The following is a 23,343-nucleotide window of genomic DNA, read 5'->3' as shown; positions in this document are numbered from 1 at the left end:
CCCGGCCCGGGGGGACTGGCCCGGGGACGCAGGGCGTCTCAGTCCCGGCGGTGCAGCTGCGCCGAGAGATGGTGCTGCAAGGGCTGACCTACGGCGGCGAGATCGTGGAGGAAGGCGAGGCTGCCGTCGTCGGTGAGGGTGTAGCGGCGGCGGGTGGCGTCGACCTGCTTGGCCGTGGGCGCGAGGGCCACCTCGCGAGTGGCCAGGTCGACGGTGCCCCCGGCGGCGTGGCCGACAGCGATCTCGGCGATGCCGGTGGGCTGGGTGATCAGGGCCTCGATCCGCCCGTCGGGCTGAAGCCGCCACCAGCCGCTCTCCCTGGCGGAGGGGCGCAGCGGGGCCCCGTCGGCGTCGACGAGCCAGGCCCTGGCCTCGTACCGGAGGAAGGGGCGGCCGTCGTGGCTGAAGGCGACCTCCTGGGCGTACGTGAAGTCCTCGGCGAGGGTGGGGTATTCACCGCTCCCCCGCCCGGACCAGGTACCCAGAAGTCCGAGCACGGGGGCGAGCAGGGCGTGCGGGGCCGGAGATGCGTCCGGGTCGAGGCCGTCGGGGTACGGAAGGCTCGGTGCGCGGTCGAACACGGTGAGGGCTCCTGAAGGGGGAGAACGGGCGGGACGGCCCGGTCGGGGCGGCAGGCGTGCGCGTGCCGGGGAAGCCTAGGGGGTGCCGCGGCGGCAGGCAGGGCGGGGGCGGTGCCCGGCGGCGTTCGGCGGTGTGTCCGCCGGGGATGGTGACGCGCGGGGACCGCGGTCCCCGCCGTGCGGACGACTGTCGGCACCGGGGGGTGGGGCGGGGGCGGTGCGGCGCACGCCGGATGCAGGTCGTCGGACAGGACGTGCGGCAACCGGTGAACAGGCATTCCGATGCCGGCCCCTTGCGGCTCACTGGCGGTCAGGCAGAAGGCTGGTGGTGGCCGAGCGGGGCTTGTGCGGGGGCCGGGTCCGGAGGCACTGATCACTTAGACTCGGCAAATGGCCAAGTACTTTGACGTACACCCCGAAAACCCCCAACTGCGCACCCTCAAGAGCGTGGCCGACAGCATCCGGTCGGGTGCGCTCGTCGCGTATCCGACGGACTCGTGCTACGCGCTGGGCTGTCAGCTGGGCAACCGTGACGGCATCAACCGGATCCGTTCCATCCGCAATCTCGACGACCGGCACCACTTCACCCTGGTGTGCCACGACTTCGCGCAGCTGGGTCAGTTCGTCCAGCTGGACAACAGGGTGTTCCGCGCCATCAAGGCCGCCACGCCCGGCAGTTACACCTTCATCCTTCCCGCGACGAAGGAGGTTCCCCGCCAGTTGCTGCACCCGAAGAAGAAGACGGTCGGCGTGCGGATCCCGGACCACGTCGTCGCGCAGGCCCTGCTCGCCGACCTGGGTGAGCCACTGCTGTCCAGCACGCTCCTCCTGCCCGATCAGGAGGAGCCGATGACGCAGGGCTGGGAGATCAAGGAGCGTCTGGACCACGTGGTGGACGCGGTGATCGACTCGGGCGACTGCGGGACGGTGCCGACCACGGTCGTCGACTTCTCCAGCGGTGAGGCGGAGATCGTACGCGAGGGGGCGGGCGACACCGCGCGCTTCGCCTAGACACGGGACGGGCGGGTCCTACCGGGAGACGGTGCATTAGGTTAGGCTTACCTAAGTCGCCGAACCCGGTACGCCCGCCCCGCCCCCATGGAGATTCAGCATGCGTCTGCCCCGCTCACGCGCCCCGCAGCCGACCGTCGCCGAGCGCGTCCGGACCGTCCTGGCCGCCGCGCACTCGATGACGGTCGTCAGCGACGGCCTGCACACCGAGGTGCGCCGGCTCGACGGCGCGGGAGTCATGAGCCGCATCCACGTCCACGCCCCCACCCCGGACGTCCCGCCGCCCCCGGGCAGCGAACGCATCCCCGTGCGGCTGGAGTTCACCGACGTCGCCCCCACGCCGGTGCGGGACCGCGTACGTGCACGGGTCACCGTCACCGGACTGCTCGCGGCCCCCTACCGGGCGACGGAGGAGTCCGACGAAAGCACCTGCATGGAGTTCGGGCAGGCGGTCATCGAGGACGCGGACGGCCGTGCCTACGTCACCCTCGACGAACTGGAAGCGGTCGCCCCGGATCCGCTGGCCGCGTCCGAGGCGGGAATGCTGACCCATCTCCTCGACTCGCACGCCGAGTTGATCCCTCTGCTGCTGCGGCTGGTCCGCACCCCCCGGACGGCGGACCTGACCCGGGCGATGCCGCTGGCGATGGACCGGCTGGGCATCACGCTGCGACTGGAGTACCCGCGCACGCACACCGACGTGCGGCTGGCGTTTCCCACCCCCGTCACCGGCATGGACCAGGCGGGTCCGCAGATCCAGGCGCTGCTCCGCGCGGCCCGCAGGATGTCCCACCCCAACCGGCTCCCCGCCTGAGGACGTGCGGGCCCGCGTCGTTCGTTCGGAGCGGACGGCGTCCGGTGGCGAGGCCGCCCGGTCCGCGGGGCGCATTAGGGTGGCTGCATGGGTTCGGATGCGGGAGCGGTACGGGTCGACAGCTGGATCTGGTCCGTGCGGCTGATGAAGACACGGTCCACGGCCGCTGCGGCCTGCAGAGCCGGTCATGTGCGGATCAACGGGGAGCGGGCCAAGCCCGCGCAGTCCGTGCGCGTCGGTGACGAGGTGCGGGTGCGGCAGGAGGGGTGGGAGCGCGTGGTGGTCGTGTCCCAACTGGTCCGCAAGCGGGTCGGGGCCGTGCCCGCCGCCGAATGCTACGTGGACAGGAGCGCGCCGCGCCCGCGCCCGGAGGCGCTCGGCGTCGGTGTACGGGAGCGGGGCGCGGGACGGCCGACCAAGCGGGAACGCCGGGAGTGGGAACAGCTGCGGGGCGGCCTCTGAGAGCACCGCGGCCGGGCCGGCCCGGGGAGTTCCGCGGCTCCCGGTGCACAGGACGCGCCCGAAGGGGTGCGGCCGGGGCCCAGTGCGGGCGTCGGGGAGGATGGGGGCATGTCCAAGACGCCTCGTTCACGTGCGAAGTTCGATTCCGCCGCGCCCTGCCCCTGCGGGCGCACGCAGCCCTACGGGGACTGCTGTGGCCGTTTCCACCGCGGGGAGGCCGCGGCGCCGACCGCCGAGCGGTTGATGAGATCGCGCTACAGCGCGTTCGTGGTCCTCGATGCCGACTACCTGCTCCGGACATGGCATCCGACCACCCGGCCCAGCACTCTCGACCTGGACCCCAGCCAGCGGTGGACGGGGCTGGACATCCTCGCCACCGCGGACGGCAGTGCCTTCCACCAGTCGGGGACGGTGGAGTTCCGCGCGCACTACGTCCACGACGGGCAGGGCGACAGCCAGCACGAGCTGAGCCGGTTCGTACGGGACGACGGGCGCTGGAGCTACCTGGACGGTCAGAACAGCGGCAGCTGACCAGGGAACACGGGTGGGGCGTAACCGTCGAGCGACGGCTGCACCGCCGGGTCGAGGGGCGCGGTGGTCTGCGACCCGGGGCAGGAGATCAGCTCGGTCGAGCCCCGCGCACCGGGCGGGTCGTGGCGGGCGAAGCGGGCGGCGACGACCGCGATGTCACGGCGGCACACCGGGCAGGCACGGCGAGGAGACGACACGTACGCCAGTCTGCCTCATCGGATGGGCCCCGCTGCCTCGCCCCTCCCCCGGTTCTGCGGGTTTCCCCGTAGCACCCGGACCATCCAGTGGCGGATCCTCGCCCGCCCGACCGGCCAGTCGGCGCGGCGCGGGAGCCTGCGCAGAGGGCCGACCGCCCGTGCGGGCCCGACGGGTGTCCGGTCGGGACGGGGCAGGGGGCAGCGGGCGCGTGCTTCCCGCAGGGTCAGGGCCAGGTTCGTCCTGATCCACGCGATCTCGTCCGGGTCGTCGGCGACCAGGAGCCGCCGCGTGGCTTCGTGGGCCGCCGGCGACGAGGGTTCGGCCGCGACGAGGCCCGCACCGAGGCCGGCGAGACGCTCCGCCTCCTGCGGACCGTGCACCAACGCGGCGGTCTCGTCCGGAGGCAGGAGGGAGCTGAAGAGCGCCGCCTGCTCCCAGGGGTCCTCGGTGCGGTTGAGCAACTGGCCGAGGCGTCGGCTGCGCCAGTTGCGGGGGCGACGGTCCTCGCCCGCATCGAGGGCGGCGCGCAGGGCCTTCGGGTAGTTGCCGACGAGCAGTTCGGGATGGCGGGCGACGAGGTCGGTCAGTTCCTCGACGAGGTAGACCCAGACGACGGCGCGGTAGCGGTTGAGGTGGAACCCGACCGGGCCGAGGTACCCGACACGGGCGAGCGCGGCGAAACGGAAGCGGCTGATGCCCAGGAGCGCGGCACCCTCGGCGGTGCCGACCGTCCGCAGCCGCTCCTTGAGCGGGGTGGCCCGCTGGTTCGACTCCCGCAACCGGTCGAGCTCTTCGCGGGCGACCCGGCGCCGTCCGCCGTCGCCGCCCGCGACGGTCCGGATGCGGCCGAGTTGCACCGCGAGGTCGAACTCGCGCCGTTGCAGGCCGAGTTCCTGGGCGGCCCGGACGGCGGCGACCGTCCCGGGTGCGTCGGCGGCGCGCACGGTCGTCCGTCCACCCCGGCCCTGCTGTACTTCCTGTACGACCATGACGGTCCTCCCCGTGAGGTACGAACACTCTCGGTAACGACCGTAGCTTGAGGGGGCGGTCCGCGCCCGGCCTGTGGAAAACTCCCGCGCCGGACGCGTGGGTGCAGGTCAGTCACATTCCTGGAGTGCGGGCCGCCACCCCGAGGTGCTCCCCGACCCGATTGACCAGCAGGGTCATCTCGTAGGCGACCTGCCCGAAGTCCGCCTCGGCGGCGCTCAGTACGCACAGACAGCTACCGTCTCCAGCAGCGGTGACGAAGAGGACCCCGTCGTCGAACTCGATCATGGTCTGGCGCACCCGGCCCGCCCCGAAGTGCCGTCCGGACCCCTTGGCCAGGCTGTGCAGGCCCGACGACACCGCGGCGAGATGCTCGGCGTCCGCCCGCTCCAGGCCGGAGCTCGCCCCGGTGACCAGCCCGTCGTTGGAAAGGACGAGGGCGTGCCGGACCTCGTGGATCCGGTTGGTCAGGTCGTCGAGCAGCCAGTCAAGTCCCTTGTTCAGCGCCATGCTTCGGCTCTCCCCGCTCTTTCGTTCCCCGTGCCCCTTGGTCTTCCGCAAGCCTTACCCACTGTCGGCGCGGCGGCAAGCAGTAAGGGGCCCCGGGGCGGCCCGGGTTGGTGCGGGACGAGGGGCGGGAGACCGGCGGAGCTTGGCAGGGAGGCTCCGGTGCGACCGGAGCGGACTCGCACGCGCGCGCCGTGGACGACCGCGTGCGTCGGGCACGCAGGAGGGCGCCCGGGGGATCATGAAGGCATGACCGATGACCACAGGCAGGTTCAGGAGTTCTTCGGCGTCCGCGCCGCCCAGTGGGACGCGCGCTTTCCGGACGACGGCCCCGCGTACGAGGGGGCCGTCGCCGCCATGGGGTTGCGTGCCGGCCATACGGTGCTCGACGCCGGCTGCGGCACGGGGCGGGCGCTTCCGTACCTCCGCGCGGCGGTCGGCGCGTCGGGAAGGGTGCTCGGGGCGGATCTGACGCGGGAGATGCTGGACGCGGCGGTCCGGGAGGACAGGGCGCGGCACGCGCTGCTCGTACAGGCCGACGTGGCCCGGCTCCCGCTCGGGACGGAAGTGCTGGACGCGGTGTTCGGCGCGGGGTTGATCTCGCACCTCCCGCGGCCCGACGAGAATGTGCGCGAGCTGGCCCGGGTCGTCCGTCCGGGCGGACTGCTCGCACTGTTCCACCCGGTGGGCCGCGCCGCCCTCGCGGCACGGCACGGACGCGCACTCACCCCGGACGACCTGCGGGCCGAGCCCCAGCTGCGCCCGCTGCTGGCGGGTTCGGGCTGGCGGCTGCGCTCGTACGTGGACGAGGACGACCGCTTCCTGGCCCTGGCCACCCGCGCGGGGTAGGGGGCCGGGCCTTCGGTGGGCGCGGGGTGCGCGGGCTACGGGGTGCGCCGGGAGTGCGGCACGGGGCAGCCCCGTGCTCCCGGCACGGGAAAGGTGCCCAGCGCGGCGACCTCGTAGCCCTTCGGATAACTCTTGATCTCGGGGTTCTGGCGGGCGTAGTGGGGGACGCGCCGGGGAGGCAGCAGACGGACGGCGCGTCCTCGCAGGCGCAGCGCGGCGCGGACTGCCGTGCGGGCCGCCGGATGCGGGCGCTCGTACCGGAAGGCCCGTAGCAGGGGCTCGTCGAGGAGGGCGAGGCTGGCGCCCCTCGCGAGGGGCGCGAGGGGTCCGTACCAGGATCCCATCAGGTCCAGTGTGGCGTCGGAGACCTCGCGGGCGCCCTCGTCCCAGCCGAAGTGCTCCGCCTCGTAGCGGTCGAGGCAGCGCTCGAACTCCTCGTAGGACCGCGGGATGTCTTCGATGCCCAGATGCGCGCCGAGTGTGCGGTAGTAGGCAGCGGCGGCGCGCCGCTCGTGGTCGCAGAGGCGGCGCCAGCCGTAGGCGTCGATCCAGCGCTTGGGGACGACGACGAAGGTGCACAGGACGTAGCGCATGTCGTCGTTGCTGATGTCGTAGCTGCGGTGCATCCGGTTGATGCGGCGCACGGCGGCACGCCCCTGCTCGCTGGCGAAACCGTGCTCGACGACGGCGTCCAGGAGGAGGGCGGTGTCGTCGTAGCGCTTCTGCGAGCGGTCGGTGAGTTCGGCGGTCTGGGCGAGGAGGCTGCCGATGCTGGGCACGGCGTAGGTGCGGTAGAGGGCCAGTTCCAGGGCACGGGTGTAATCCCACGGGAACTCGTAGGTGACGGTCATCCGGTAGATCTTCAGGAAGTCCTGCTCCGGATCGAGCTGGCGGATCTCCTTGAGCCGGTCGTAGCGCCTCACTCCGGGGCGTCCCTTCTTCCGTTGCCGTCGCACCGCGTCGCGGTTGCTTCCGGGCGTACTGCCGTCCTGCTTGGCGGAGGCTCAACTCTACGGGTGCGGGGCACACTTGAAGAGTCCGCCGATCTACTGCTGTGGGGATGTGGTCCGGGTGCGCAACAGGGTCAGGCAGTTCTTCCGCTCGGTCCAGGAGCCGGGTCGGCCGGGGGCGCGGACACCGCGGGAGCGGGAGCCCCGGCACAACCTCTTCGAGGCGGCCGCCGTGTACGTGGCCGCCTGCGCGGAGGACGACGAGCAGCGCGGTGACGAGGCGGCCGGCTGGGTGTCGCCGGAGGCGTTGTCGTTCGGGGTGACGGAGTTGGCGTGCCGTGCGGTCATCGCGCTCGCGCGGGAGCGGGACGAGACCCCGCAGAGCGTGGCGCGGAGTCTGCTCGGGCTGCCGACGGCCTGATCATCCCCCATCACCCCATCGCCCCGGTCTCGATGCCCGGTCACCAGTCGGCTGGGGTGCGCCGACGGCCGTTCAGCTGGAACGGATGCTCTGACGCAGTCGCACGACTGTTCGTGCTCATGTCGCCGGACACCAGCGGGTGGGGGCCCGCGCCGGCTGGGTGCCGACGGGATCGCCCGTCTGTGGGCGACGTGGCGCGGGCGGGCCGGAGCAGCGCCGCAGCGGGACGTTCGTGGGCACGGAGTGGGACGAGTCGGCGCTACGGCCCGCCCGGCGCCGTAGCCGCTGCGCCGGGCAGGGGGCAGGCGCCGACGGGCCGCGCCTGGGTTCAGACCTTTTCGAGCGGGCGGTGCGGTGCCGCGGGGAGCTCCACGTCTATCGCGTCGCCGGGACGGATCACTCCGCCCGCACGCACCACGCCCATGATCCCGGTCCTGCGGACGATGTTGCCCTCGGTGTCCCGGCCGACGACCTGCTTGAGCAGGCCCTCCTGGAAGCGGTCGATCTGGAGGCAGGGGTTGCGCAGTCCGGTCACCTCGACGACCGCGTCGGCCCCCAGGCGCAGCAGCGTCCCGACGGGGAGGGCGAGGAGGTCGATGCCTCTGGTGGTCACGTTCTCACCGAGCTGGCCCGGGGCGACCTCGAAGCCCTCCTCCCGTACCTCGTCGAAGAGTTCCTGGTGGATGAGGTGGACCTGGCGGAGGTTGGGCTGCGTGGGGTCCTGGGCGACCCGCGAACGGTGCTTGACCGTCACTCCGGCGTGGACGTCCCCCTCGACGCCGAGGCCCGCCAGCAGGGTGATGCTGTCCCGGTTCGGCTTGGTGAACGTGTAGGTGTCGTTGCTGCTGACCGCGATGACCGTTGCGCCCATGTGGGCCCCTCTCCCGTAGCGGTGATCTTCGCCGAGCCTATACGGGGCGGCCGCCGGGGCGGCGCGGAGCAGGGGCGGGGATCAGTGGCCGATCTCCTTGCGGGTGATGCGCTGGAGCCTGCGTCGCTGGGTCTTGTCCAGCATCAGGTAGGCGGCGACGGGCACGCCCACCATGACCAGCAGCGCGGGCCAGAATCCGATGATCCAGATGAGGGCGATGCCGACGACGACACCACCGGCTGCGACCTTGGAACTTCTCGACATCTTCGACGCCTCCTTCGCGGCGGCTGCCGCTCCTGCTTCTGACAACGCTCCGGGGGCCGCAACGGTTCCCCGCGGTGACGATTCAGCTCGACGAGTCCTGCGGGGGCCTGTTCCCGCGGGAGTGCGCCGTGCTCGGTGCGGCTGCGCGGGACGGAGCCGCGCGGGGCGCGTTCGCACCCCGGAGGGGTTCGCCGACCTCGTTCAGGTGGCCCAGGGCCTGCCGGTAGGAGTCGATCAGCCCGGTCTCCGCGTACGGCAGTCCGACCTCGCGGCAGTGTGCGCGGACCAGTGGCTGGGCGAGCCGCAGGTGCGGGCGCGGCATGTTCGGGAACAGGTGGTGCTCGATCTGGTAGTTCAGTCCGCCCAGGAACCAGTCGGTGAGGGGGCCGCCGCGTACGTTGCGCGACGTGACGACCTGGCGGCGCAGGTGTCCCCACCGTTCGCCGTCGGCGTCCGGCATTTCCATGCCCTTGTGGTTGGGGGCGAACGCCATGCCGAGCTGGAGGCCGAAGAGGGCGTGGTGCAGGAGTGCGAAAGCGAGTGCCTTGAGAGGGGACATGGCGGTCAGCAGCAGCACCGCGTAGAGAGCGAGGTGGGCGACCAGGAGGGCGGCCTCGGTCCAGCGCTCGCGGCCCTTCTGCCGACGCAGGTCCTGGAAGCCGTACAACTTCAGGGCGAAGCCTTCGAGCAGCAGCATGGGGAAGAACAGCCGGGACTGGTGGCGGGCGAGCCAGCGGGCGAAGCCCTCGCGTCCCGCGGCCTGTTGCTGGGTCCAGACGAGGGCGCCGACGCCTACGTCCGGGTCCTTCTCCACGTGGTTGGGGTTGGCGTGGTGCCGGTTGTGCTTCTCGTTCCACCAGGCCTGGCTCATGCCCAGCAGGAGATTGGCGTGGGTGAGGGAGATCCATGTGCCGGTGCGGCGGCTGCTCGATATCTGCGCGTGCCCGGCGTCGTGGCTGAGATAGGCGGTGCGGGTCCACACCAGGGCGAACGGGACGGTGAGCAGCAGGACCCACCAGGTGTGGCCGAGGAAGGCGATGCCGGTGAGGACGGCGGCGTGGCCTGCCAGGTTCACGGCCACGCGTGCGGCGTACCAGCCGTGCCTGCGTTCCAGCAGACCCTGTTCCCTGACCGTCCGCAGGAGTGGTGCGAAGTCGCTTCCGACGGACGCACCGGGAGAGGACCGCTCCGCAGCGGAGGTGGCTGAGGGCATGGAGGAACTCCGGTATCTGGAGGGGTTTTGGCCATCGGAGCAGCCGACGCTCAGAAACCTACGGTGCGGGTCCGGTCGCAGCCATGACGGCACCACCCGGGCCGCGAGGGGGCGGGCACCCCTTCCGAGAGGGGTGCTGGGTACACCCCTGGGCCCGTGCCCCGTGCGGGGTCAGGGTCAGGGCAGGAAGGTCTCCCAGTCGGAGGGGAAGTCGCTGGGGAGCCCGGTGGGGAAGGAGGAGGGCAGCGGGGGAAAGCCGGAAGGGAGTGTGGGGAAGCCGGACGGCAGGGCGGTGGGGAACTCGCTCGGGAGGCCGAACGGCGGAGCCGGTTTCGACGGGCCGGTGGCGGGCGACGCCGGCTCCCCGGGCCCGCCGCCCCTGGCCACGAGGAGGACGACCGCCACGACGACCGCGGCCACCAGGACCACGGCGAGCCCGGCCACGAGGGGACGCCTGCCGCCGTATCCGCCGGGTGGCTGCCCGCCGGGGCCTCCGCCCGCCATGGGCGGCTCGCCACCGCCCGGAGGTCCGGGGGACGGGCCGAAGCCGCCTCCGTTCGGCGGTCCCGGCGGCTGCTGCGGCGGTACGGGAGGCGTGGCCATACCGTCCAGAGTCGACCGTACGACGCCGTACCGCACCCCCCTGCGGGACACTTCGGCGCCCCGCGCCCGGCCGCTCGGGGCATTGCCTCGGAGGCACGCGCCGCCGGGCCCGTCGTCCGCCCGCGATCGGCCGGGCCGGACGACGGGCAGCGCAGCCGCGCTGGGCGAGCACGTTGAGCAGGAGCGACCGGGCACGCGCCGGTTGGCCGTGCGCTCGGGTCCCGTGCCACTATCCGCAGCATGGAAACCGAGAAGAACCTGGCCTCGCTGGAGCTCGCCGTGCAGCGCCTGCAGGAGACCGAGGTCGCGTTGAACGCGGCCCGCGCGGACGTCGAGACCGAAGCCGTGGCGGCTGTCCGTGCAGGAGCGGACGCCCGGGAGGTGGCCGCGGTCTGTGGGATCTCCGAGGCCGACCTGCGGCAGCTGGGCGCGGATTTCGGCGAGAACCTGCCCCGGTAGGCGGACGGTCGTGGACGAGTTCGAGCTGCTGGACCCGTGGTCGATCGAGATGCTCGCCCCGATCGTGGTGGCGGGCGAGGGCCCGATGGCCTGCCCCGGCTGCGCGGCGGTCACCGGGTTCTCCGCCGGGGGCAGGTGGGGCGACCTGGTGCGGATGCGGTGCAAGTGCGGGCGTGACTGGCTGCCCTTCGAGGACGACCCGGAACTGAGCAGGGAACTGATGAAGGAGCTGATCATCGCCGCGCAGTCGGAGGACCGGCCGGCATAGCGGCGCGACCGGCCGGCCGGTGCGGCCGTATCCGCAGGGGCCATGACGCTTGTGGCCCTCCCCCGGCGGGACGACGATGGGGTGGCGGGCCCTGAGGTCCTCGATCGTCCGACGTCCTCGCCGGGGAGGCGGAGTTGACCGACGCGTGGGTGGCCCTGGAGCCGGGGTGCGATCCGGGTGAGCGGCTGGGAGCGCTGCGCCGGGCGTACGACACGTTCGCGTCGGCGGGCCGTATCGAACGTCCGGTGCGGCCCGTGGTGGCCGATTCCTGGCGGCGCTCCGCGCGGGCCCGGGTCAGCCCGGAAGGGCACGCGCGCGTGGAGCTCGCGGACGACGACCTCGGCACATACCGCGACAGCCACCCGCTGGCCCGTGCGATGCCCGTCGTACGGGAGCTGACGGGGGCGTACGCGCGGGACGGGGAGCATCTGGTCGCGGTGTGCGACGTGCGGGGAAGACTGTTGTGGGTGGAGGGGGACGCCGCTTCCCGGAGGCGTGCGGAGCGGATGAACTTCGTTCCGGGGGCCCGTTGGGCCGAGTCCTCGGTGGGGACCAACGCGCCGGGCACCGCGCTCGCCCTCGACCGCCCGGTCCAGGTCTTCGCCGCCGAGCACTTCCTGCGGCCGGCGCACCCGTGGACCTGCGCCGCGGCGCCCCTGCACGACCCGCGGACCGGGCGGCTGCTGGGCGCGGTCGACATCACCGGCGGGGACGGCCTCGCCCATCCGCACAGCCTGGCCTTCGTCCAGGCCGTCGCCCGTGCCGCGGAGTCGCACCTGGCACTGTGCGCTCCCCCGCCGTCGGCGGACGCCCCGGTGGCGTCGCTGCACGCCCTGGGCCGGGACGAGGCGCTTCTGGTTCTCCGCGGGGCCAGGGTCCGGCTCAGCAGGCGGCACAGCGAGATCCTGGTGCTGCTGGCCCGTCGTCCCGAGGGGCTCACCGGCGAGAAGTTGCTGTACGAGCTGTACGAGGACGCGTCGGTGACGCCGGTGACGCTGCGGGCGGAACTGTCGCGGCTGCGCCGCCTGTTGGGCCCGGATCTGCTGCACTCGCGGCCGTACCGGCTGACCGCCCCGGTCGACGCGGACTTCGCGGCGGTCGCGCGACGGCTGGGGTCCGGTGCCGTGGCCGCCGCGATGGGGGCGTACGCGGGGCCCCTGTTGCCGGGGTCGCGGGCTCCGGCCGTCGTACGTTTGCGGCGCCGCCTGGAGGACGAGCTGCGGGCGGCGGTCGTGGCGCGCGCGGACCCCGGGCTGCTCACGGACTGGGCGTACAGCCCGTGGGGCGAGGACGACCTGGTGGCGTGGCAGGCGCTCGCCTCGGTCGCGCCCGTACGGCAACGACCGGTTGTCCACGCGCGCGTACGGGAACTCGACGCGGAGCTGGGGAACGGCGCGACGCCCGCAACGGGGCCGCAACGTCGGCGGCGTTAGCGTCCCCCACGGATGCCGTCCAACGGCGGGCGGCACCGTCCGAGGGAGGCCCCGCGATGACCCGATACTCCGCGCCAGGCAGCGACGGCGCACTCGTCTCCTACCAGGCGCGCTACGACCACTGGATCGGCGGCGCATACGTCGCCCCGGTGCGCGGCGGGTACTTCGAGAACCCGAGCCCCCTCAACGGCCGTCCGTTCTGCGAGGTCGCGCGGGGCACCGCGGAGGACGTCGAACTCGCGTTGGACGCAGCGCACTCGGCCGCCCCCGCCTGGGGACGCACCGCACCCGGGGACCGAGCGAACATCCTGCTGAAGATCGCCGACAGGATGGAGGCGCACCTGGAGGAGCTGGCGGTCGCGGAGAGCTGGGAGAACGGCAAACCGGTCCGGGAGACCCTGGCCGCCGACATCCCCCTCGCCATCGACCATTTCCGCTACTTCGCGGGGGCCCTGCGCGCCCAGGAGGGATCGCTCAGCGAGATCGACGAGGACACGATCGCCTACCACTTCCACGAGCCGCTCGGGGTCGTGGCGCAGATCATCCCCTGGAACTTCCCGATCCTGATGGCGACGTGGAAACTGGCGCCCGCGCTGGCCGCGGGAAACACGGTCGTCCTCAAGCCCGCCGAGCAGACCCCGGCGTCGATCCACGTGTGGATGGGCCTGATCGCCGACCTGCTGCCGCCGGGCGTCGTCAACATCGTCAACGGTTTCGGGACGGAAGCGGGCAAGCCTCTCGCGTCCAGTCCGCGCGTCGCGAAGATCGCGTTCACCGGGGAGACCACCACGGGGCGGCTGATCATGCAGTACGCCTCGGAGAACATCAAGCCCGTCACCCTGGAGCTCGGCGGCAAGAGCCCCAACATCTTCTTCGACGACGTGTCGGCCGCGGACGACGACTTCCGCGACAAGGCACTCGAAGGCTTCACCATGTTCGCGCTCAATCAGGGCGAGGTGTGCACCTGCCCGTCGCGTGCGCTGATCCAGCGGGGCCACTACAGCGAGTTCCTGGAGGCAGCGATCGCCCGCACCGAACGCATCCAACCGGGCCACCCGCTCGACACGGACACGATGATCGGCGCACAGGCATCCCACGACCAGCTGCAGAAGATCCTCTCGTACCTGGACATCGGCCAGCAGGAGGGCGCGAAGATCCTGACCGGCGGCCAACGCATCGAATACGACGGCGAGTTGGCGGGCGGCTTCTACGTCCAGCCGACGATCTTCGAAGGCGACAACCGGATGCGCGTCTTCCAGGAGGAGATCTTCGGCCCGGTCGTCGCCGTCACCTCCTTCAGCGACTTCGACGACGCGATGGGCACGGCCAACGACACCCTGTACGGCCTGGGCGCGGGCGTGTGGACCCGCGACCTGAACACGGCGTACCGGGCGGGCCGCGCGATCCGTGCCGGACGCGTGTGGACGAACTGCTACCACGCGTACCCGGCGCACGCGGCGTTCGGCGGTTACAAGCAGTCGGGCATCGGCCGCGAGACACACAAAATGATGCTGGACCACTATCAGCAGACGAAGAACCTTCTCGTGTCGTACTCGCCGAACAAGTTGGGCTTCTTCTAGACACAGCGAAAGGGCACCTGACCAGGGGGTTGCCCTGGCAGGCGCCCTTCGTTGCGCACATCGGAGCCGCAGGTCAAATTACGACGGTACTCCCGATATCTCCCACCACCGTCCCACCTCTGACCAGCTGTTCCGGGGCATTTCCGGGCCAAGCTCCGCCTCAGGCACCCTACGCACCGCTCTCCGGCTCGTCCCACCGCCGCATGGACTCCTCTATCAACGTGTTGGCATGGTTGCGCGCCTCGGCCAGGAACTTGGCGTAGTAACGGAAGAGGACTTGGATGCTCTGCCCGGCTCTGCGCGCACACTCCGCGGGGTCGACACCGGAGGCGAGCCAGAACGAGATTCCCGCGTGGCGCAGGTCGTAGGGGCGCTTCGCCAGTACGAGGGCGTGCTCGTCGAGGGTGAGTGTGACCTCACGTGCCCGTCCCCATGTGATGCCGTACGCCGCGGCCTCGATGTAGTTTCCCGCCGCGTTGCGAAACAGGCGTCCGTCAGGCGCGACACCGAAGCGCTCTATGTGCTCGCGCAGCATGCGGACGAGTACGGGCGGGATGGGCACCGGACGCGTGGCCTTGGCGGCCCGTCGCTTCAGCGGGTGAATTTCGTGGACGGCGCCGTCGTTCGTCCACGCCTTGCCGGCCGCCACGACCCCGCCCTTGAGGTTGAGAAGACCCCACCCGCTCGTCGGCAGGCGGCACTGGGACTTCTGCAGGTGGATGACCTCAGCGGGACGCATGGCGGCGTAGTACATGCAGCCAAAGAATGCGTAGAGGTGCGGGCCGCGACCGGGCAGCGCCTTGACCGCGGACAGCAGGCGAGCCACCTGCGCCGGGTTGGGCACGCAGTCTGGATCGACCTCGTCGGCGACCGCTGGCGCCGACCACCGAAGTCCGGTCAATGGATTGGCGTTGAAGTACCCACGTTCCACCGCAGTACCGAACACCTCGTTGACCGCAGCCTTCTTGCGCTTGACGGTCTTCGCAGCAGCTGCTGTTCCATCGACCCTGCGGCACAAAGCGTCGAGACCCCGGCGCAGCACGTCGGGCTCCTCCAACTCGCTGACCGGCAGCGAGTGACGCTGCAGCCAGTCGAGTGCGGCCTGCCACTCCTCGGGAGGTTCCGACTTCCAGGCGTTCTTGTTGAACGCCCATGAGTAGAGCGCGCGCCGTAGTGCGCGAGGTGCGCGAGACATCTGCTCAGGCTCAACAAAGGCTGGGGTGATGGTCGCGAGGGCGTCAGCGAGAGTTCGACGTGTGGTTCCCGGCGTGCGATCCCACCGCTGCTCGATGTACTCCCTCGCCAGAACATACCAAGTCGTGCGCTGCTTCAGGGTCCGGAGCTCGGAGGAAGGCAGACCAGTACGGACATCAAACGGCTCGCCGTCGCGCGCGGCGGTCATCAGCTTGGCTCGTCGGCTTTCCGCAAGTCCCTTCGTGAGAAAGGACTCGGACTTCTCCCTGCCACTGACTGTCCATCGAACTTCGAAGCCCTTGCGGCGATCGGCCCGCTCACGGATTTCCCAGAACCGAACTTTGTAACTCATCGCCATTCAGGCGTATCCCTTTCACACGCCGCCCACCACGCATCGAGATCTCCGCGACGGCAGCGCAGTTCACCATTCGGAAGTTTGACCATTCGTGGGGCCAGACCACGAGCACGCAAACGGTAGAACGCGGATGGACTCATTCGGATTTCACCCAATACCTCGGAAAGTTTGAGCGCAGGAGGGCGAGCCATGTTTTCCCCAGTAGGTCGAATGCGGCGTCAGAGACCGGGGTCGCGAAGTACCCAACCCAGCTGGTCGTTGACACGAAGGACACTGCATCCGCACGGCTCCACCATGATGCACAGCCGATGAGGACAGAACTAATGATCCGCCGATCCCCTGATTTCGGAAATCAGGGAACCACTGCTATAGAAGGGCTCGCCCTATCCATGTGGCTCATGTAGTGAAAATTTGAAGATATCCGGTACGGATACCACGAGCAGACTCGTTGAGATACCCACAGGTCCGCCTCCCTGTTCGTACGACACGCTTTCCGTCAGTCCGTACATTGGCATGGCACCGGAGCAGGTATCCAGTCTCGGCGGCCTCTATCGATGTCTGCCGTCAGCGAAAACCACGCACAACAAACAAAGAAGGGGAAACTTCAGATACCAGGCTTCCTGTGCCAAAGAAATGGGAACTGGGGTTTCCGGCCTTCTTCCAGGACGCGCTCGCGGCGCACCATCGCCAAAAGTGCAACGATGAGCCCGCCTCTGCATACATGGAGTCTGGTGCGGTCCCCCCGGTGATCCGCACTCGACGGCCAAGGCAGAGCATGATGGCGCGTGAAAGCCTTGAATCCTGTGACTTCCCTGCTGCGCGGCAGCATGGCCCGGCAAAAGACAGCTGTGGCACGCCATAGCACTCGGTCATGCGGGAAACGCTCGCCGAGATCAACTCGCGCAGTCCAGCGATCTCATGCGGTCAGAGGATGTGCCACCGGGCGGTCAGGCGCTGTTCTCTCAGTACACTGATGCGTCGTCGCACCTCAGCCGCCTTCGCCGGTTCGTGAGTGGCCTTACGCGCGTTGGTAGTGATCATGCGGAGTTCCCGCAGGTCCCGCAGGACGGGGTATCCGCTCCATCGGGTGACGTCCCAACCATAGGCCTCGGCGAAGGCGTCATAATGGGCTGCGCCGTGGCCGAACCGTCGGCAATGAACCTCGACGGTGACAAGGTCCCATTCGGGGTGGCCGTAGGCGATGCTGTCCCAGTCGCACAGGACTGCGCGGTTGCCCTCGTGTAGGGCGTTGCCGTGTTGGGGGTCACCCTGGAGTACGCCGCCAGGTAGGTCATACCTGACGGCTGTGAGTTGTCGTTCGAGTATGTCGACGCGCCGGGTGAGGTAGTGCCGGTCCTGCTCGCTCAGTATTTCCGTGCGGCGTAGAGAGCTGCGTATGGCACCGCATACGTCGGCCGAGGGCAAGTCCAGGGGAGGCTCGCTCAGGCTGTGCAGGATGTTCAGGGGCTTCGCCAGCGCATGGGCGGGGACCGGGTGAGCAGGTTGGGGGAGGTATTCCCAGAGGGTGAGGGCGTGACCATCGACCTGAAGCGGCTGGAGGTGCGGCTGGTAGAGCGGGACGGTAGGGAATCCCATGTCCATGAGCCAGCGGACAAAGATGGTGGTGCGGGAGACCTCGGCGGCGGGGGTGCCCTTACGCGCGATCTTGACGATGACCGGGTGCGCAACGAGACGTAGCACGGCATTCGTTTGACCGCGAAGGAGTACGGCTCCTGTCGCGTCCAGTCCAGCTTGCGCGCAGCCGTGCTCAAGGATGTGGCCCATCTCGGCTTCAGTGAAACCGCCGTGGATCGGTGCAGTCATGGGGTCAGGCTGACCGATGGCAGCGAGTGCTGTCACATCGCTCCGGAGGGCAGGGCGAGAATTTCGCCGAGTTCGCGTGTCGATCGGGAGTTGCGCATCTGGCGGGGGACGGCTTCGATGACGTCGCGGGCCCGTGCTTCGAGGATGCGGGTGCGGTGGCCTTCGGGGACCTCCAGGAAGGCATGGCCGGCGAGTGCGCAGGCTTCGCTGAGGTTCCGCTCACGAGCCAGGCAAATCGCGCCTTCGATCCGCAGGAGTGCGGGGTCGACGCTCCCGTGTGTCGGGGCGTACAACTCGTGCGCACGGCTTTGCATCTGGCGGGCCCGGTGGGTCTGGCCCAGATAGGTGAGAGCACCACTGAGATAGAGCAGAAGCCTGCGTTCGGGAAAGGCCCAAGCGTCCTGCACGCTTGGCTGGTTCGCGGCCCCGAACGCTTCTTGGGCACGGCGCATTGTCTGTTCTGCGCCTGCGGCGTCACCGCTACGGGCTCGGGCGCGGGCTTCGGCTGCGGCGGCGAAAGCCAGGGTGATGGTGGGGCGGCGGCGAGTCAAGAGAAGGCGTGCGTCGTGGGCGAGTTGCACTGCACGGTCTAGCGGACCGTAGTAGTACGGGAGCATCGCGGCCTGGACGCGCACGCGGGCGCGGAGGTCAGCTGGGCCGCTGTCGTCGGCGGCGGCCTGGGCGGTGGCATACCAGCCGCTGGCTTGGCGGAGACTGCCGAGTTTCATCAGGGCGTCGGCTACGAGAGTTGCCAGAACCGCTGTCATCTCAGATAAGCGCACTTGAACGGCGGCCGGCTGGCGCACCGTCGCGAGGATCTGCACCTCGCGCAGGTCTTCAATGAGTTCGGGGAGAATCTGCTGCGGTGGGCTGCTTATGTACTGCTGTCGGTGGAGCAGCAGGCGCTCGTCGAGCAGGTCGAGTTGCGCGACGCTGACGCTGCCGGCGGCGAGAGTCCGGTCGATGCTGCGGCGCACTTCGTCCACCCAGCTCGGCGCGGTGACTGGGCTCGCTTCCGTTGCCGGTACTAGCAGATCCAAGGCGGCACCTCGCGGGCGGGCCTTGTCGGCTCGGTAGTCGCCTGCGGTCTCCAGGTCGAGTTCTCGGGCGTTGGCCTGGTAGAGCCTGCACAGGAGGTCGATGGTGGCGGGCTTGGGGCGGTGGTCGGTTTTCGTCTCCCAGACCCGCAACTGGTCCTGGTCCAGTTTGGGCCCTGCCAGCCCATGCACCGCGCACATCGACCGAAGTTCCTCTACGGCGCGGACCAGCGTCCAACCCTGGGCTAGACGATACCCACGGAGCCGGCTGACGCCGCAGCACGTGGTGATCTCGTCGACGAGCCGGTTCACGCTCCATCCCGTGCCCTGGGCACGCGCCCGCCAACTGGCGGCGCATCGTGAACCGTGCCTGGTGGACATTGCACTCCCTGTGGACAGTCGCTGTTAGCGGACCAGTTGAGCGTAGGGAACTGGGAGCGCTCTAACGCTCGAAAGCCGCGAGAAAATCACTGCTTGCGCCCGAAACCGGTACCGAGATCACTGGTTTGCTCTGACCGGTGCGGTACCGGTGTTGAAGCTCCGGTCCATCGCGACGAAGTCTTCCCCTCACACCGCAACCAGGGGAGGGCCGATATGTCCGGCAACAGCGCCGCAGAACCCACCCAACCCTCAACGTCCTCGGCCCCAGGTCTGCGCTTCGGCACAGCGCACCCCCGAAGAAGCGCCGAGCCGGCAAACCTCGCGGAGTGGGCAGCACGATCGCCAGGTCGAGTTCACCGTGCTCAGCGGAGGAGCGGCCTTCATGACGCAGGCGCATGTGTCCGCCTACTCAGTTCGAAGCGGGAGGCCGCAGTGTGCCAGCAGCCGCCCGTCCGCCCCCGTGTGGTCGCGCTGGCAGAGATCTCCCGCGGGTGGAAATGCAGGCGAATGGGCGCGCATTGGGGCCTCTCCTCTTTATCCCCCGCGGTACCACTCCGTCTCCAGCATGGAGTGGACGATGGAGTCCCTCCACTGGCCGCCCTTGCAGATGTGCTCGCGGATGCGGCCTTCTTCGACCATGCCTGCCTTGTGCATGGTCTGGGCCGAGGCAGGGTTGTGCGGGGAGCGTGCGCCCCAGACTCGGTGGAGATCCAGCTCCTCGAAGGCGAGGCCGAGGAGGAGCTGGACGCATTCCAAGCCGTAGCCGTTGCCCCAGGCGCCGGGGTGCAGGGCGAAGCCCATGGTGGCGGCCCTCTGCTGGTGAGGGTCCATGGCCAGTCGGCCATACCCGAGCACCTCCCCCCTGTCACGTTCGACCAGCGCGAGGGCGTACTCAGTGCGCGGGTCCGCAGCGGCGGAGGCAATGGAACGGGTCACGATGTTGTGGACCTGCTCGTGGGCGCGGGGCGTGAACGACAGGTGCTCGGTGGCCACTTCGCTCCCGTAAATCGCGTGGATCGCCTCCACGTCGTCGAGGGTGAGCTCGCGGAGCTCCAGGCGGTGGCTGCGGCGACTGACCGGGTACATGTCAGCGGACTTTACCCGGGCCGCCGGGGTGGTTCAGCGCGGGAGAGCCGGGCGTGCGGGGCCGTATGCCTCGATCTCCTCGCACAAGTCGCGTGCCAACGTCACCTCGCGTGCGTGGCTGCGGAGCAGGGCTTGCCCGACACGTTCGGTGGAGACGACAATGCCGCGGTTGCGCAGTCCGGTCTGGAGGTCCAGGACGGGTCGGATTGCTTCCGCGGCGCCGTCAACCTCGTTGCCTCGCAAACGGGTGAGCGCGAGGTTGCAGCGGGCGCCGGCCTGGTCGCCGAAGGCCCAGTGCGGAGCGTGGGGGTCGTCGAATGCCTCGACGGCCCGTTCGGCGAGGGTGACCGTTTCGTTGTCACCGCGGCCGAGCAGGACCTGGGCTTCGGTGGCGTAGTACAGGTGTTTGGGTTCGGGGAAGGTCAGCAGTCCGCCGTAGGAGTCGAGGTCATCGGGCGTAACCCGCTCCCGCAGGGTGTGTGCCCGGTGCAGGGCGGTAGTGGCGGCTGCCTCGTCGCCGAGGAGAGCTGCGGCCCGTGCTTCGAGGCTGGCCAGCCAGACGCCGACGGTGCCCTGGAGGCCCGGCTGTTCGGTGGCTCCCTGCCGTGCGTAGTGCAGAGCCTGGGTTCCCTTGCCCGACCAGTAGGTGATGAGCGACTTGAGGCCGTAGGTGAGAGCGATCAGCCCGCCGTGTTCGGCCTGCTGGGCGCAGACGCCGGCGGCGCGGGCCTGGACCATGGCCGACTTCTCGTCGCCCATGTCGTGGCTGGCTTTGGCCATGTGGACGGACAGGATCGTGGCGAGGAAGTGGAGGTCGCGAGTCTGGGAGGGGCGTGCCCGGCCGCCTTCGATGAGGCGGAATGTGTCGTCCTGGGCTTCGGCGATGTTGTCCCAGATCTCCGCGAGGGGCACTTTGGGGTACTGCTCGACGATGTCGGAGACCGTGTCGGTCAGGAGCCCGAGGGTCTCGGGCCCGATCTGTCCGCGTTCTGCCCCCAGGGCGAAGTCTGCTGCTCGTCGTGCGGCCATGGCTGCCGTCCTTCTCATCTCGTGGTGCACCGCGCCGCTGTCGGCGCGGAGGTCGGCGGACGCGCCGGCCTGGGCGGGGGGTACGACTCCTTCGGGGACTGGGCTCCACAGCTCTTCGATGCTGTGGCCGAGCATGTGCGTGAGCACCCGGCGGGCATCCTTCTGCGGTTGGCGCTGCCCGTAGTACCAGCCCTCGTACGTGGACAGGGCAGGTTCCAAGTTGCACAGCGACGGGTTCTCTTCGATTGCCGCCCGCTCCCGGGCCGCCGTTTTGAAATCGGGCAGGAACGCGGCGTAGTCCGAGCGCCCGCTGGTATCGAGCAATCGCCGGAACAGCGTGCGCATCGTGCCTCCCGTGTGCCCTGTGGCCAGTGCGTCCGTACCTCCGACGGTAGAACGCCTGCCACTTCAATGTGCCCCGCACAGACGGTACTTGCCCACTCCGAAGGCACTCCGAGGAATACCCGAGGAAGGTCCGGTGATTCCCCTCGGACCTCCCTCGGTTTCCGGGGGCGGGATGGGGCTGGAGTTGCAGCCGACGGCTCGTCAGGATCGAAGCACTCATTACGCAGAGTGCGCCGCTGGCGTCGCGCCCCGGTTTCCCCGCCTCTGATCGCACCCATCCGCTCCGCACGAACGCTTCCTCCGGAGGACACGATGAGGACGACTGCCGTCTGGCCGCCCGCAGCCCATGACCGCGCGAGTCTGGTGCGCGGGTACGGGGTGGTGCTGGGCTGGCCGCTCATGGTGGGTGGGCAGCGCGTCGACTCCGTTGCCCACGCCGCTCAGGAGATTGTGCGTGACGAAGCCCTTTCTCTGCACACGGTGTGTTCGGCTTTCGATGCCCTTTCCGTTCCTCGCCCGGCCGGTACCGATGCGTTGCTCCGCCTTGACCGGCGCGACATGTTGGTGCCCAGCCTCATCACGGCCGAGTGGGTGACGCTTCTGGTGACAGCCGGCACGGGGGCCCGGCTGGGCGATCTGCCCGGTGTGGAAGTCGCCTCTGGGAGCCGTGCTCTGCTGGCGCTTCCTCCGACGGTGGGAGTCCGGTGGGACACCATGCCGTGGTCGATCGCTTCCCCGGCTCCGCTCGATCTGCCCGACGGGATGCTGGTGCGTGCGGCGCTCGTGGACGGGTTGCGGCTCTATGGCCAGTGCGTTGGCTACCACGGGAATCCTCCACGCAGCGCGCAGAGGTTGGCGGGGAGTTCTGCCGGTGTCCCCTCCCGGGGAACGAGTGTGCAGGAGGCCCGGCGATGAGGGAGGCGCTGTCGGGAGGGTCGGGGTGGGTGCTGGTGATCGGCATCGTGCTCCTGGTGGTGATGGCGGTGCTGCTGACGCTTCCGCAGTCGTCCCTCGCCGCTGCGGATCCTGCTGCGCCCGAGGCGGGTGCCTCTGGTGAGGGGCAGGAGGCCGTCCGGTGAGCGCCGTCGACGCGCGCGCGATCGTGGCGCGGCTGCACAGGGTCCGCGCCCGCCGGGAGCCGAGTAGGCTCCGCTGCCGGCAGGACGCCGCAGCGTTACGTCAGGACTTGAGGGTCCTGGTGGCAGCGGCGACGGCGCTGCGGCAGGATGCGGCCACCTCTGAGGCGGTCCGCAGGCTTCTGCGCGCTGGCGTGCGCACCGCGGTCTCGGCGATGGCCCTGCCCGATCAAGACGGCGAGCAGGAGTCGGTGGAGCGGCTCGCGGCGGCCACCGCGAAGCTCCTGCGGGCCGTCACCAGGCGGCCGGTCCCGCCTCAGCCCGTCCTACCTGCCGACCGGCTGGCTCGGCTCTTGAGACGTCGCATCGCCACCGGCCGGTATCCGCCCGGTGCGAAGATCCCCGCCCGGACCCTGCTGATGGCAAACGAGAAGGCGTCCGCGAGCACCGTGGCGGAGGCTGTGCGGCAGCTGAAGGCCCAGGAACTGCTGGTCGCCGTCCAGGGTTCGGGTACGTGGGTGGCCCTGACCGCGCCGGCTCGCCTCACGGCGACGGGACGTCTGCGCCAGGGAAGTGTCCGGTGAGCGCGGGGGTACGGGTGCGGGCGGTCTGCGCGCTGTGGTGCCCGCGGCAGCTGGTGGAGGTGACGTACGTCGGGGTGGTGAAGGACCACGGCTGGGCCGCCTCGCTCTACGCCTGCGCTCGCTGCCTGGAGCGCCTGCACCGCACGGTCGACTACGTACGTCTCTACGGGCCGAGCAGCCGGTGCTGGCTGTGGTGCGGGGGTCAAGAGGCTTCCGCGCCCGGCCGGTTGGTGGCCGTAGGAAGCGTGGAGATCACCGCAGGGCCCCGCGGGCTCCCGACCGCTACCGCAGCCATCTACTCCTGCACCGGCTGTATCCGGCTCATCAGTACAGAGCTGCAGCGCCTCACGCATCGCCGCGACGGGTGCCGTAATCCGCTCCCGAGCGCGCAGGAGTACTCGCCCGGAGGCCACCTTGCCGCCGCGTGATC

General features: G+C 70.1%; 29 protein-coding genes. 14 read left to right on the top strand and 15 right to left on the bottom strand.

Translation table 11 applies throughout. The features are described from left to right. Positions 1-38 precede the first annotated feature (38 nt). Complete coding sequence (locus ACQPZG_RS32270) at positions 39-581, bottom strand: FABP family protein (protein WP_433549221.1); 543 nt, start codon at positions 579-581, stop codon at positions 39-41. 390 nt (positions 582-971) lie between these two features. Between ACQPZG_RS32270 and ACQPZG_RS32265 the strand changes: the two genes are divergently transcribed. The 4 genes from ACQPZG_RS32265 (at position 972) to ACQPZG_RS32250 (ending at position 3,399) form a co-directional block, all read left to right on the top strand. Then, complete coding sequence (locus ACQPZG_RS32265; protein ID WP_433549220.1) at positions 972-1,592, top strand: L-threonylcarbamoyladenylate synthase; 621 nt, start codon at positions 972-974, stop codon at positions 1,590-1,592. A 100-nt stretch (positions 1,593-1,692) separates the two neighbouring features. Further along, on the top strand, positions 1,693-2,406 hold the full coding sequence (locus ACQPZG_RS32260) for a DUF2470 domain-containing protein (protein WP_433549219.1): 714 nt from the start codon (positions 1,693-1,695) through the stop codon (positions 2,404-2,406). A gap of 87 nt (positions 2,407-2,493) precedes the next feature. Continuing rightward, positions 2,494-2,868, top strand: a complete 375-nt coding sequence (locus ACQPZG_RS32255) for an RNA-binding S4 domain-containing protein (protein WP_433549218.1) — start codon at positions 2,494-2,496, stop codon at positions 2,866-2,868. Between the two features lie 108 nt (positions 2,869-2,976). Beyond that, positions 2,977-3,399 carry a YchJ family protein gene (locus tag ACQPZG_RS32250; protein ID WP_433549217.1) on the top strand — a complete coding sequence of 141 codons (423 nt, stop codon included), beginning with the start codon at positions 2,977-2,979 and terminating at the stop codon, positions 3,397-3,399. Here the strand turns inward: ACQPZG_RS32250 and ACQPZG_RS32245 are convergent. From ACQPZG_RS32245 to ACQPZG_RS32235, 3 genes are all read right to left on the bottom strand, one after another. Then, complete coding sequence (locus tag ACQPZG_RS32245; protein WP_433549216.1) at positions 3,381-3,596, bottom strand: hypothetical protein; 216 nt, start codon at positions 3,594-3,596, stop codon at positions 3,381-3,383. The genes ACQPZG_RS32250 and ACQPZG_RS32245 overlap by 19 nt on opposite strands. 15 nt (positions 3,597-3,611) lie before the next feature. After that, positions 3,612-4,586 carry a DUF6397 family protein gene (locus ACQPZG_RS32240; RefSeq protein WP_433549215.1) on the bottom strand — a complete coding sequence of 325 codons (975 nt, stop codon included), beginning with the start codon at positions 4,584-4,586 and terminating at the stop codon, positions 3,612-3,614. A gap of 112 nt (positions 4,587-4,698) precedes the next feature. After that, a complete protein-coding gene (locus ACQPZG_RS32235) occupies positions 4,699-5,094 on the bottom strand; it encodes a roadblock/LC7 domain-containing protein (protein ID WP_433549214.1) in 396 nt (131 codons plus the stop codon). Positions 5,095-5,340: 246 nt separating this feature from the next. Between ACQPZG_RS32235 and ACQPZG_RS32230 the strand changes: the two genes are divergently transcribed. Continuing rightward, positions 5,341-5,940: a class I SAM-dependent methyltransferase gene (locus tag ACQPZG_RS32230; protein WP_433549213.1), complete on the top strand. Its 600-nt coding sequence runs from the start codon at positions 5,341-5,343 to the stop codon at positions 5,938-5,940. A gap of 35 nt (positions 5,941-5,975) precedes the next feature. Here ACQPZG_RS32230 and ACQPZG_RS32225 read toward each other — a convergent pair whose 3' ends face one another. After that, on the bottom strand, positions 5,976-6,863 hold the full coding sequence (locus tag ACQPZG_RS32225) for an oxygenase MpaB family protein (protein ID WP_433549212.1): 888 nt from the start codon (positions 6,861-6,863) through the stop codon (positions 5,976-5,978). Between the two features lie 139 nt (positions 6,864-7,002). On the opposite strand from ACQPZG_RS32225, the gene ACQPZG_RS32220 reads away from it, so the two are divergent. Further along, complete coding sequence (locus tag ACQPZG_RS32220) at positions 7,003-7,311, top strand: hypothetical protein (protein ID WP_433549631.1); 309 nt, start codon at positions 7,003-7,005, stop codon at positions 7,309-7,311. 328 nt (positions 7,312-7,639) lie between these two features. Here the strand turns inward: ACQPZG_RS32220 and ACQPZG_RS32215 are convergent, their stop codons facing one another. The 4 genes from ACQPZG_RS32215 to ACQPZG_RS32200 all read right to left on the bottom strand — a co-directional run bounded on the left by ACQPZG_RS32215 (position 7,640) and on the right by ACQPZG_RS32200 (position 10,262). Next, entirely contained in the window at positions 7,640-8,182 is a 543-nt protein-coding gene (locus tag ACQPZG_RS32215; protein WP_433549211.1) for an MOSC domain-containing protein, read from the bottom strand. Between the two features lie 81 nt (positions 8,183-8,263). Next, the gene (locus ACQPZG_RS32210; RefSeq protein WP_433549210.1) at positions 8,264-8,446 is read right to left on the bottom strand and encodes a hypothetical protein; all 183 of its coding nucleotides are present in this window, start codon (positions 8,444-8,446) and stop codon (positions 8,264-8,266) included. A gap of 82 nt (positions 8,447-8,528) precedes the next feature. Further along, a complete protein-coding gene (locus ACQPZG_RS32205; protein WP_433549209.1) occupies positions 8,529-9,659 on the bottom strand; it encodes a fatty acid desaturase family protein in 1,131 nt (376 codons plus the stop codon). Between the two features lie 177 nt (positions 9,660-9,836). Further along, the gene (locus ACQPZG_RS32200; protein WP_433549208.1) at positions 9,837-10,262 is read right to left on the bottom strand and encodes a hypothetical protein; all 426 of its coding nucleotides are present in this window, start codon (positions 10,260-10,262) and stop codon (positions 9,837-9,839) included. 240 nt (positions 10,263-10,502) lie between these two features. Here ACQPZG_RS32200 and ACQPZG_RS32195 point away from each other — a divergent pair, with 240 nt between their 5' ends. From ACQPZG_RS32195 to exaC, 4 genes are all read left to right on the top strand, one after another. Beyond that, entirely contained in the window at positions 10,503-10,721 is a 219-nt protein-coding gene (locus ACQPZG_RS32195; protein WP_433549207.1) for a hypothetical protein, read from the top strand. 10 nt (positions 10,722-10,731) lie between these two features. Beyond that, complete coding sequence (locus ACQPZG_RS32190) at positions 10,732-10,989, top strand: hypothetical protein (RefSeq protein ID WP_433549206.1); 258 nt, start codon at positions 10,732-10,734, stop codon at positions 10,987-10,989. Positions 10,990-11,123: 134 nt separating this feature from the next. Next, complete coding sequence (locus ACQPZG_RS32185) at positions 11,124-12,422, top strand: GAF domain-containing protein (protein WP_433549205.1); 1,299 nt, start codon at positions 11,124-11,126, stop codon at positions 12,420-12,422. A 56-nt stretch (positions 12,423-12,478) separates the two neighbouring features. Beyond that, positions 12,479-14,002: an acetaldehyde dehydrogenase ExaC gene (exaC, locus tag ACQPZG_RS32180; protein ID WP_433549204.1), complete on the top strand. Its 1,524-nt coding sequence runs from the start codon at positions 12,479-12,481 to the stop codon at positions 14,000-14,002. A 169-nt stretch (positions 14,003-14,171) separates the two neighbouring features. Here exaC and ACQPZG_RS32175 read toward each other — a convergent pair whose 3' ends face one another. The 6 genes from ACQPZG_RS32175 to ACQPZG_RS32150 form a co-directional block, all read right to left on the bottom strand. Further along, positions 14,172-15,554, bottom strand: a complete 1,383-nt coding sequence (locus ACQPZG_RS32175) for a tyrosine-type recombinase/integrase (protein ID WP_433549203.1) — start codon at positions 15,552-15,554, stop codon at positions 14,172-14,174. Then, entirely contained in the window at positions 15,545-15,742 is a 198-nt protein-coding gene (locus tag ACQPZG_RS32170; RefSeq protein ID WP_433549202.1) for a helix-turn-helix transcriptional regulator, read from the bottom strand. Before ACQPZG_RS32170 ends, ACQPZG_RS32175 begins: the two co-directional genes overlap by 10 nt. A gap of 733 nt (positions 15,743-16,475) precedes the next feature. Beyond that, the gene (locus tag ACQPZG_RS32165; protein ID WP_433549201.1) at positions 16,476-17,375 is read right to left on the bottom strand and encodes a phosphotransferase family protein; all 900 of its coding nucleotides are present in this window, start codon (positions 17,373-17,375) and stop codon (positions 16,476-16,478) included. Positions 17,376-17,407: 32 nt separating this feature from the next. Beyond that, positions 17,408-18,724 carry a hypothetical protein gene (locus ACQPZG_RS32160; protein ID WP_433549200.1) on the bottom strand — a complete coding sequence of 439 codons (1,317 nt, stop codon included), beginning with the start codon at positions 18,722-18,724 and terminating at the stop codon, positions 17,408-17,410. 603 nt (positions 18,725-19,327) lie between these two features. Beyond that, a complete protein-coding gene (locus ACQPZG_RS32155; protein WP_433549199.1) occupies positions 19,328-19,879 on the bottom strand; it encodes a GNAT family N-acetyltransferase in 552 nt (183 codons plus the stop codon). A gap of 33 nt (positions 19,880-19,912) precedes the next feature. Beyond that, positions 19,913-21,253 (bottom strand): hypothetical protein, encoded by a 1,341-nt coding sequence (locus ACQPZG_RS32150; protein ID WP_433549198.1) that lies wholly within the window; start codon positions 21,251-21,253, stop codon positions 19,913-19,915. 312 nt (positions 21,254-21,565) lie between these two features. Here ACQPZG_RS32150 and ACQPZG_RS32145 point away from each other — a divergent pair, with 312 nt between their 5' ends. From ACQPZG_RS32145 to ACQPZG_RS32130, 4 genes are read left to right on the top strand one after another with little or no spacing between them, the layout of a single operon-like run. Continuing rightward, entirely contained in the window at positions 21,566-22,168 is a 603-nt protein-coding gene (locus ACQPZG_RS32145; RefSeq protein ID WP_433549197.1) for a hypothetical protein, read from the top strand. Beyond that, complete coding sequence (locus ACQPZG_RS32140; protein ID WP_433549196.1) at positions 22,165-22,332, top strand: hypothetical protein; 168 nt, start codon at positions 22,165-22,167, stop codon at positions 22,330-22,332. Before ACQPZG_RS32145 ends, ACQPZG_RS32140 begins: the two co-directional genes overlap by 4 nt. Beyond that, positions 22,329-22,913 carry a GntR family transcriptional regulator gene (locus tag ACQPZG_RS32135; protein ID WP_433549195.1) on the top strand — a complete coding sequence of 195 codons (585 nt, stop codon included), beginning with the start codon at positions 22,329-22,331 and terminating at the stop codon, positions 22,911-22,913. The genes ACQPZG_RS32140 and ACQPZG_RS32135 overlap by 4 nt, the downstream gene beginning before the upstream one ends. Beyond that, entirely contained in the window at positions 22,910-23,341 is a 432-nt protein-coding gene (locus ACQPZG_RS32130; protein WP_433549194.1) for a hypothetical protein, read from the top strand. The genes ACQPZG_RS32135 and ACQPZG_RS32130 overlap by 4 nt, the downstream gene beginning before the upstream one ends. Positions 23,342-23,343: the final 2 nt, after the last annotated feature.

The organism is Streptomyces sp. CA-294286 (genome assembly GCF_050947155.1).
GTDB lineage: Bacteria > Actinomycetota > Actinomycetes > Streptomycetales > Streptomycetaceae > Streptomyces.
This window is presented reverse-complemented; position numbering and strand designations above follow the sequence as displayed.

Excerpts from the sequence above, each read along its gene's own strand:
- ACQPZG_RS32165 (WP_433549201.1), bottom strand. The coding sequence starts at position 17,375 with ATGACTGCACCGATCCACGGCGGTTTCACTGAAGCCGAGATGGGCCAC.
- ACQPZG_RS32195 (WP_433549207.1), top strand. The coding sequence starts at position 10,503 with ATGGAAACCGAGAAGAACCTGGCCTCGCTGGAGCTCGCCGTGCAGCGC.
- ACQPZG_RS32150 (WP_433549198.1), bottom strand. The coding sequence starts at position 21,253 with ATGCGCACGCTGTTCCGGCGATTGCTCGATACCAGCGGGCGCTCGGAC.
- ACQPZG_RS32210 (WP_433549210.1), bottom strand. The coding sequence starts at position 8,446 with ATGTCGAGAAGTTCCAAGGTCGCAGCCGGTGGTGTCGTCGTCGGCATC.
- ACQPZG_RS32145 (WP_433549197.1), top strand. The coding sequence starts at position 21,566 with ATGAGGACGACTGCCGTCTGGCCGCCCGCAGCCCATGACCGCGCGAGT.
- ACQPZG_RS32255 (WP_433549218.1), top strand. The coding sequence starts at position 2,494 with ATGGGTTCGGATGCGGGAGCGGTACGGGTCGACAGCTGGATCTGGTCC.
- ACQPZG_RS32215 (WP_433549211.1), bottom strand. The coding sequence starts at position 8,182 with ATGGGCGCAACGGTCATCGCGGTCAGCAGCAACGACACCTACACGTTC.
- ACQPZG_RS32155 (WP_433549199.1), bottom strand. The coding sequence starts at position 19,879 with ATGTACCCGGTCAGTCGCCGCAGCCACCGCCTGGAGCTCCGCGAGCTC.
- ACQPZG_RS32140 (WP_433549196.1), top strand. The coding sequence starts at position 22,165 with ATGAGGGAGGCGCTGTCGGGAGGGTCGGGGTGGGTGCTGGTGATCGGC.
- ACQPZG_RS32170 (WP_433549202.1), bottom strand. The coding sequence starts at position 15,742 with ATGGCTCGCCCTCCTGCGCTCAAACTTTCCGAGGTATTGGGTGAAATC.
- ACQPZG_RS32265 (WP_433549220.1), top strand. The coding sequence starts at position 972 with ATGGCCAAGTACTTTGACGTACACCCCGAAAACCCCCAACTGCGCACC.
- ACQPZG_RS32230 (WP_433549213.1), top strand. The coding sequence starts at position 5,341 with ATGACCGATGACCACAGGCAGGTTCAGGAGTTCTTCGGCGTCCGCGCC.
- ACQPZG_RS32200 (WP_433549208.1), bottom strand. The coding sequence starts at position 10,262 with ATGGCCACGCCTCCCGTACCGCCGCAGCAGCCGCCGGGACCGCCGAAC.
- ACQPZG_RS32250 (WP_433549217.1), top strand. The coding sequence starts at position 2,977 with ATGTCCAAGACGCCTCGTTCACGTGCGAAGTTCGATTCCGCCGCGCCC.
- ACQPZG_RS32235 (WP_433549214.1), bottom strand. The coding sequence starts at position 5,094 with ATGGCGCTGAACAAGGGACTTGACTGGCTGCTCGACGACCTGACCAAC.
- ACQPZG_RS32175 (WP_433549203.1), bottom strand. The coding sequence starts at position 15,554 with ATGGCGATGAGTTACAAAGTTCGGTTCTGGGAAATCCGTGAGCGGGCC.
- ACQPZG_RS32240 (WP_433549215.1), bottom strand. The coding sequence starts at position 4,586 with ATGGTCGTACAGGAAGTACAGCAGGGCCGGGGTGGACGGACGACCGTG.
- ACQPZG_RS32205 (WP_433549209.1), bottom strand. The coding sequence starts at position 9,659 with ATGCCCTCAGCCACCTCCGCTGCGGAGCGGTCCTCTCCCGGTGCGTCC.
- exaC (WP_433549204.1), top strand. The coding sequence starts at position 12,479 with ATGACCCGATACTCCGCGCCAGGCAGCGACGGCGCACTCGTCTCCTAC.
- ACQPZG_RS32260 (WP_433549219.1), top strand. The coding sequence starts at position 1,693 with ATGCGTCTGCCCCGCTCACGCGCCCCGCAGCCGACCGTCGCCGAGCGC.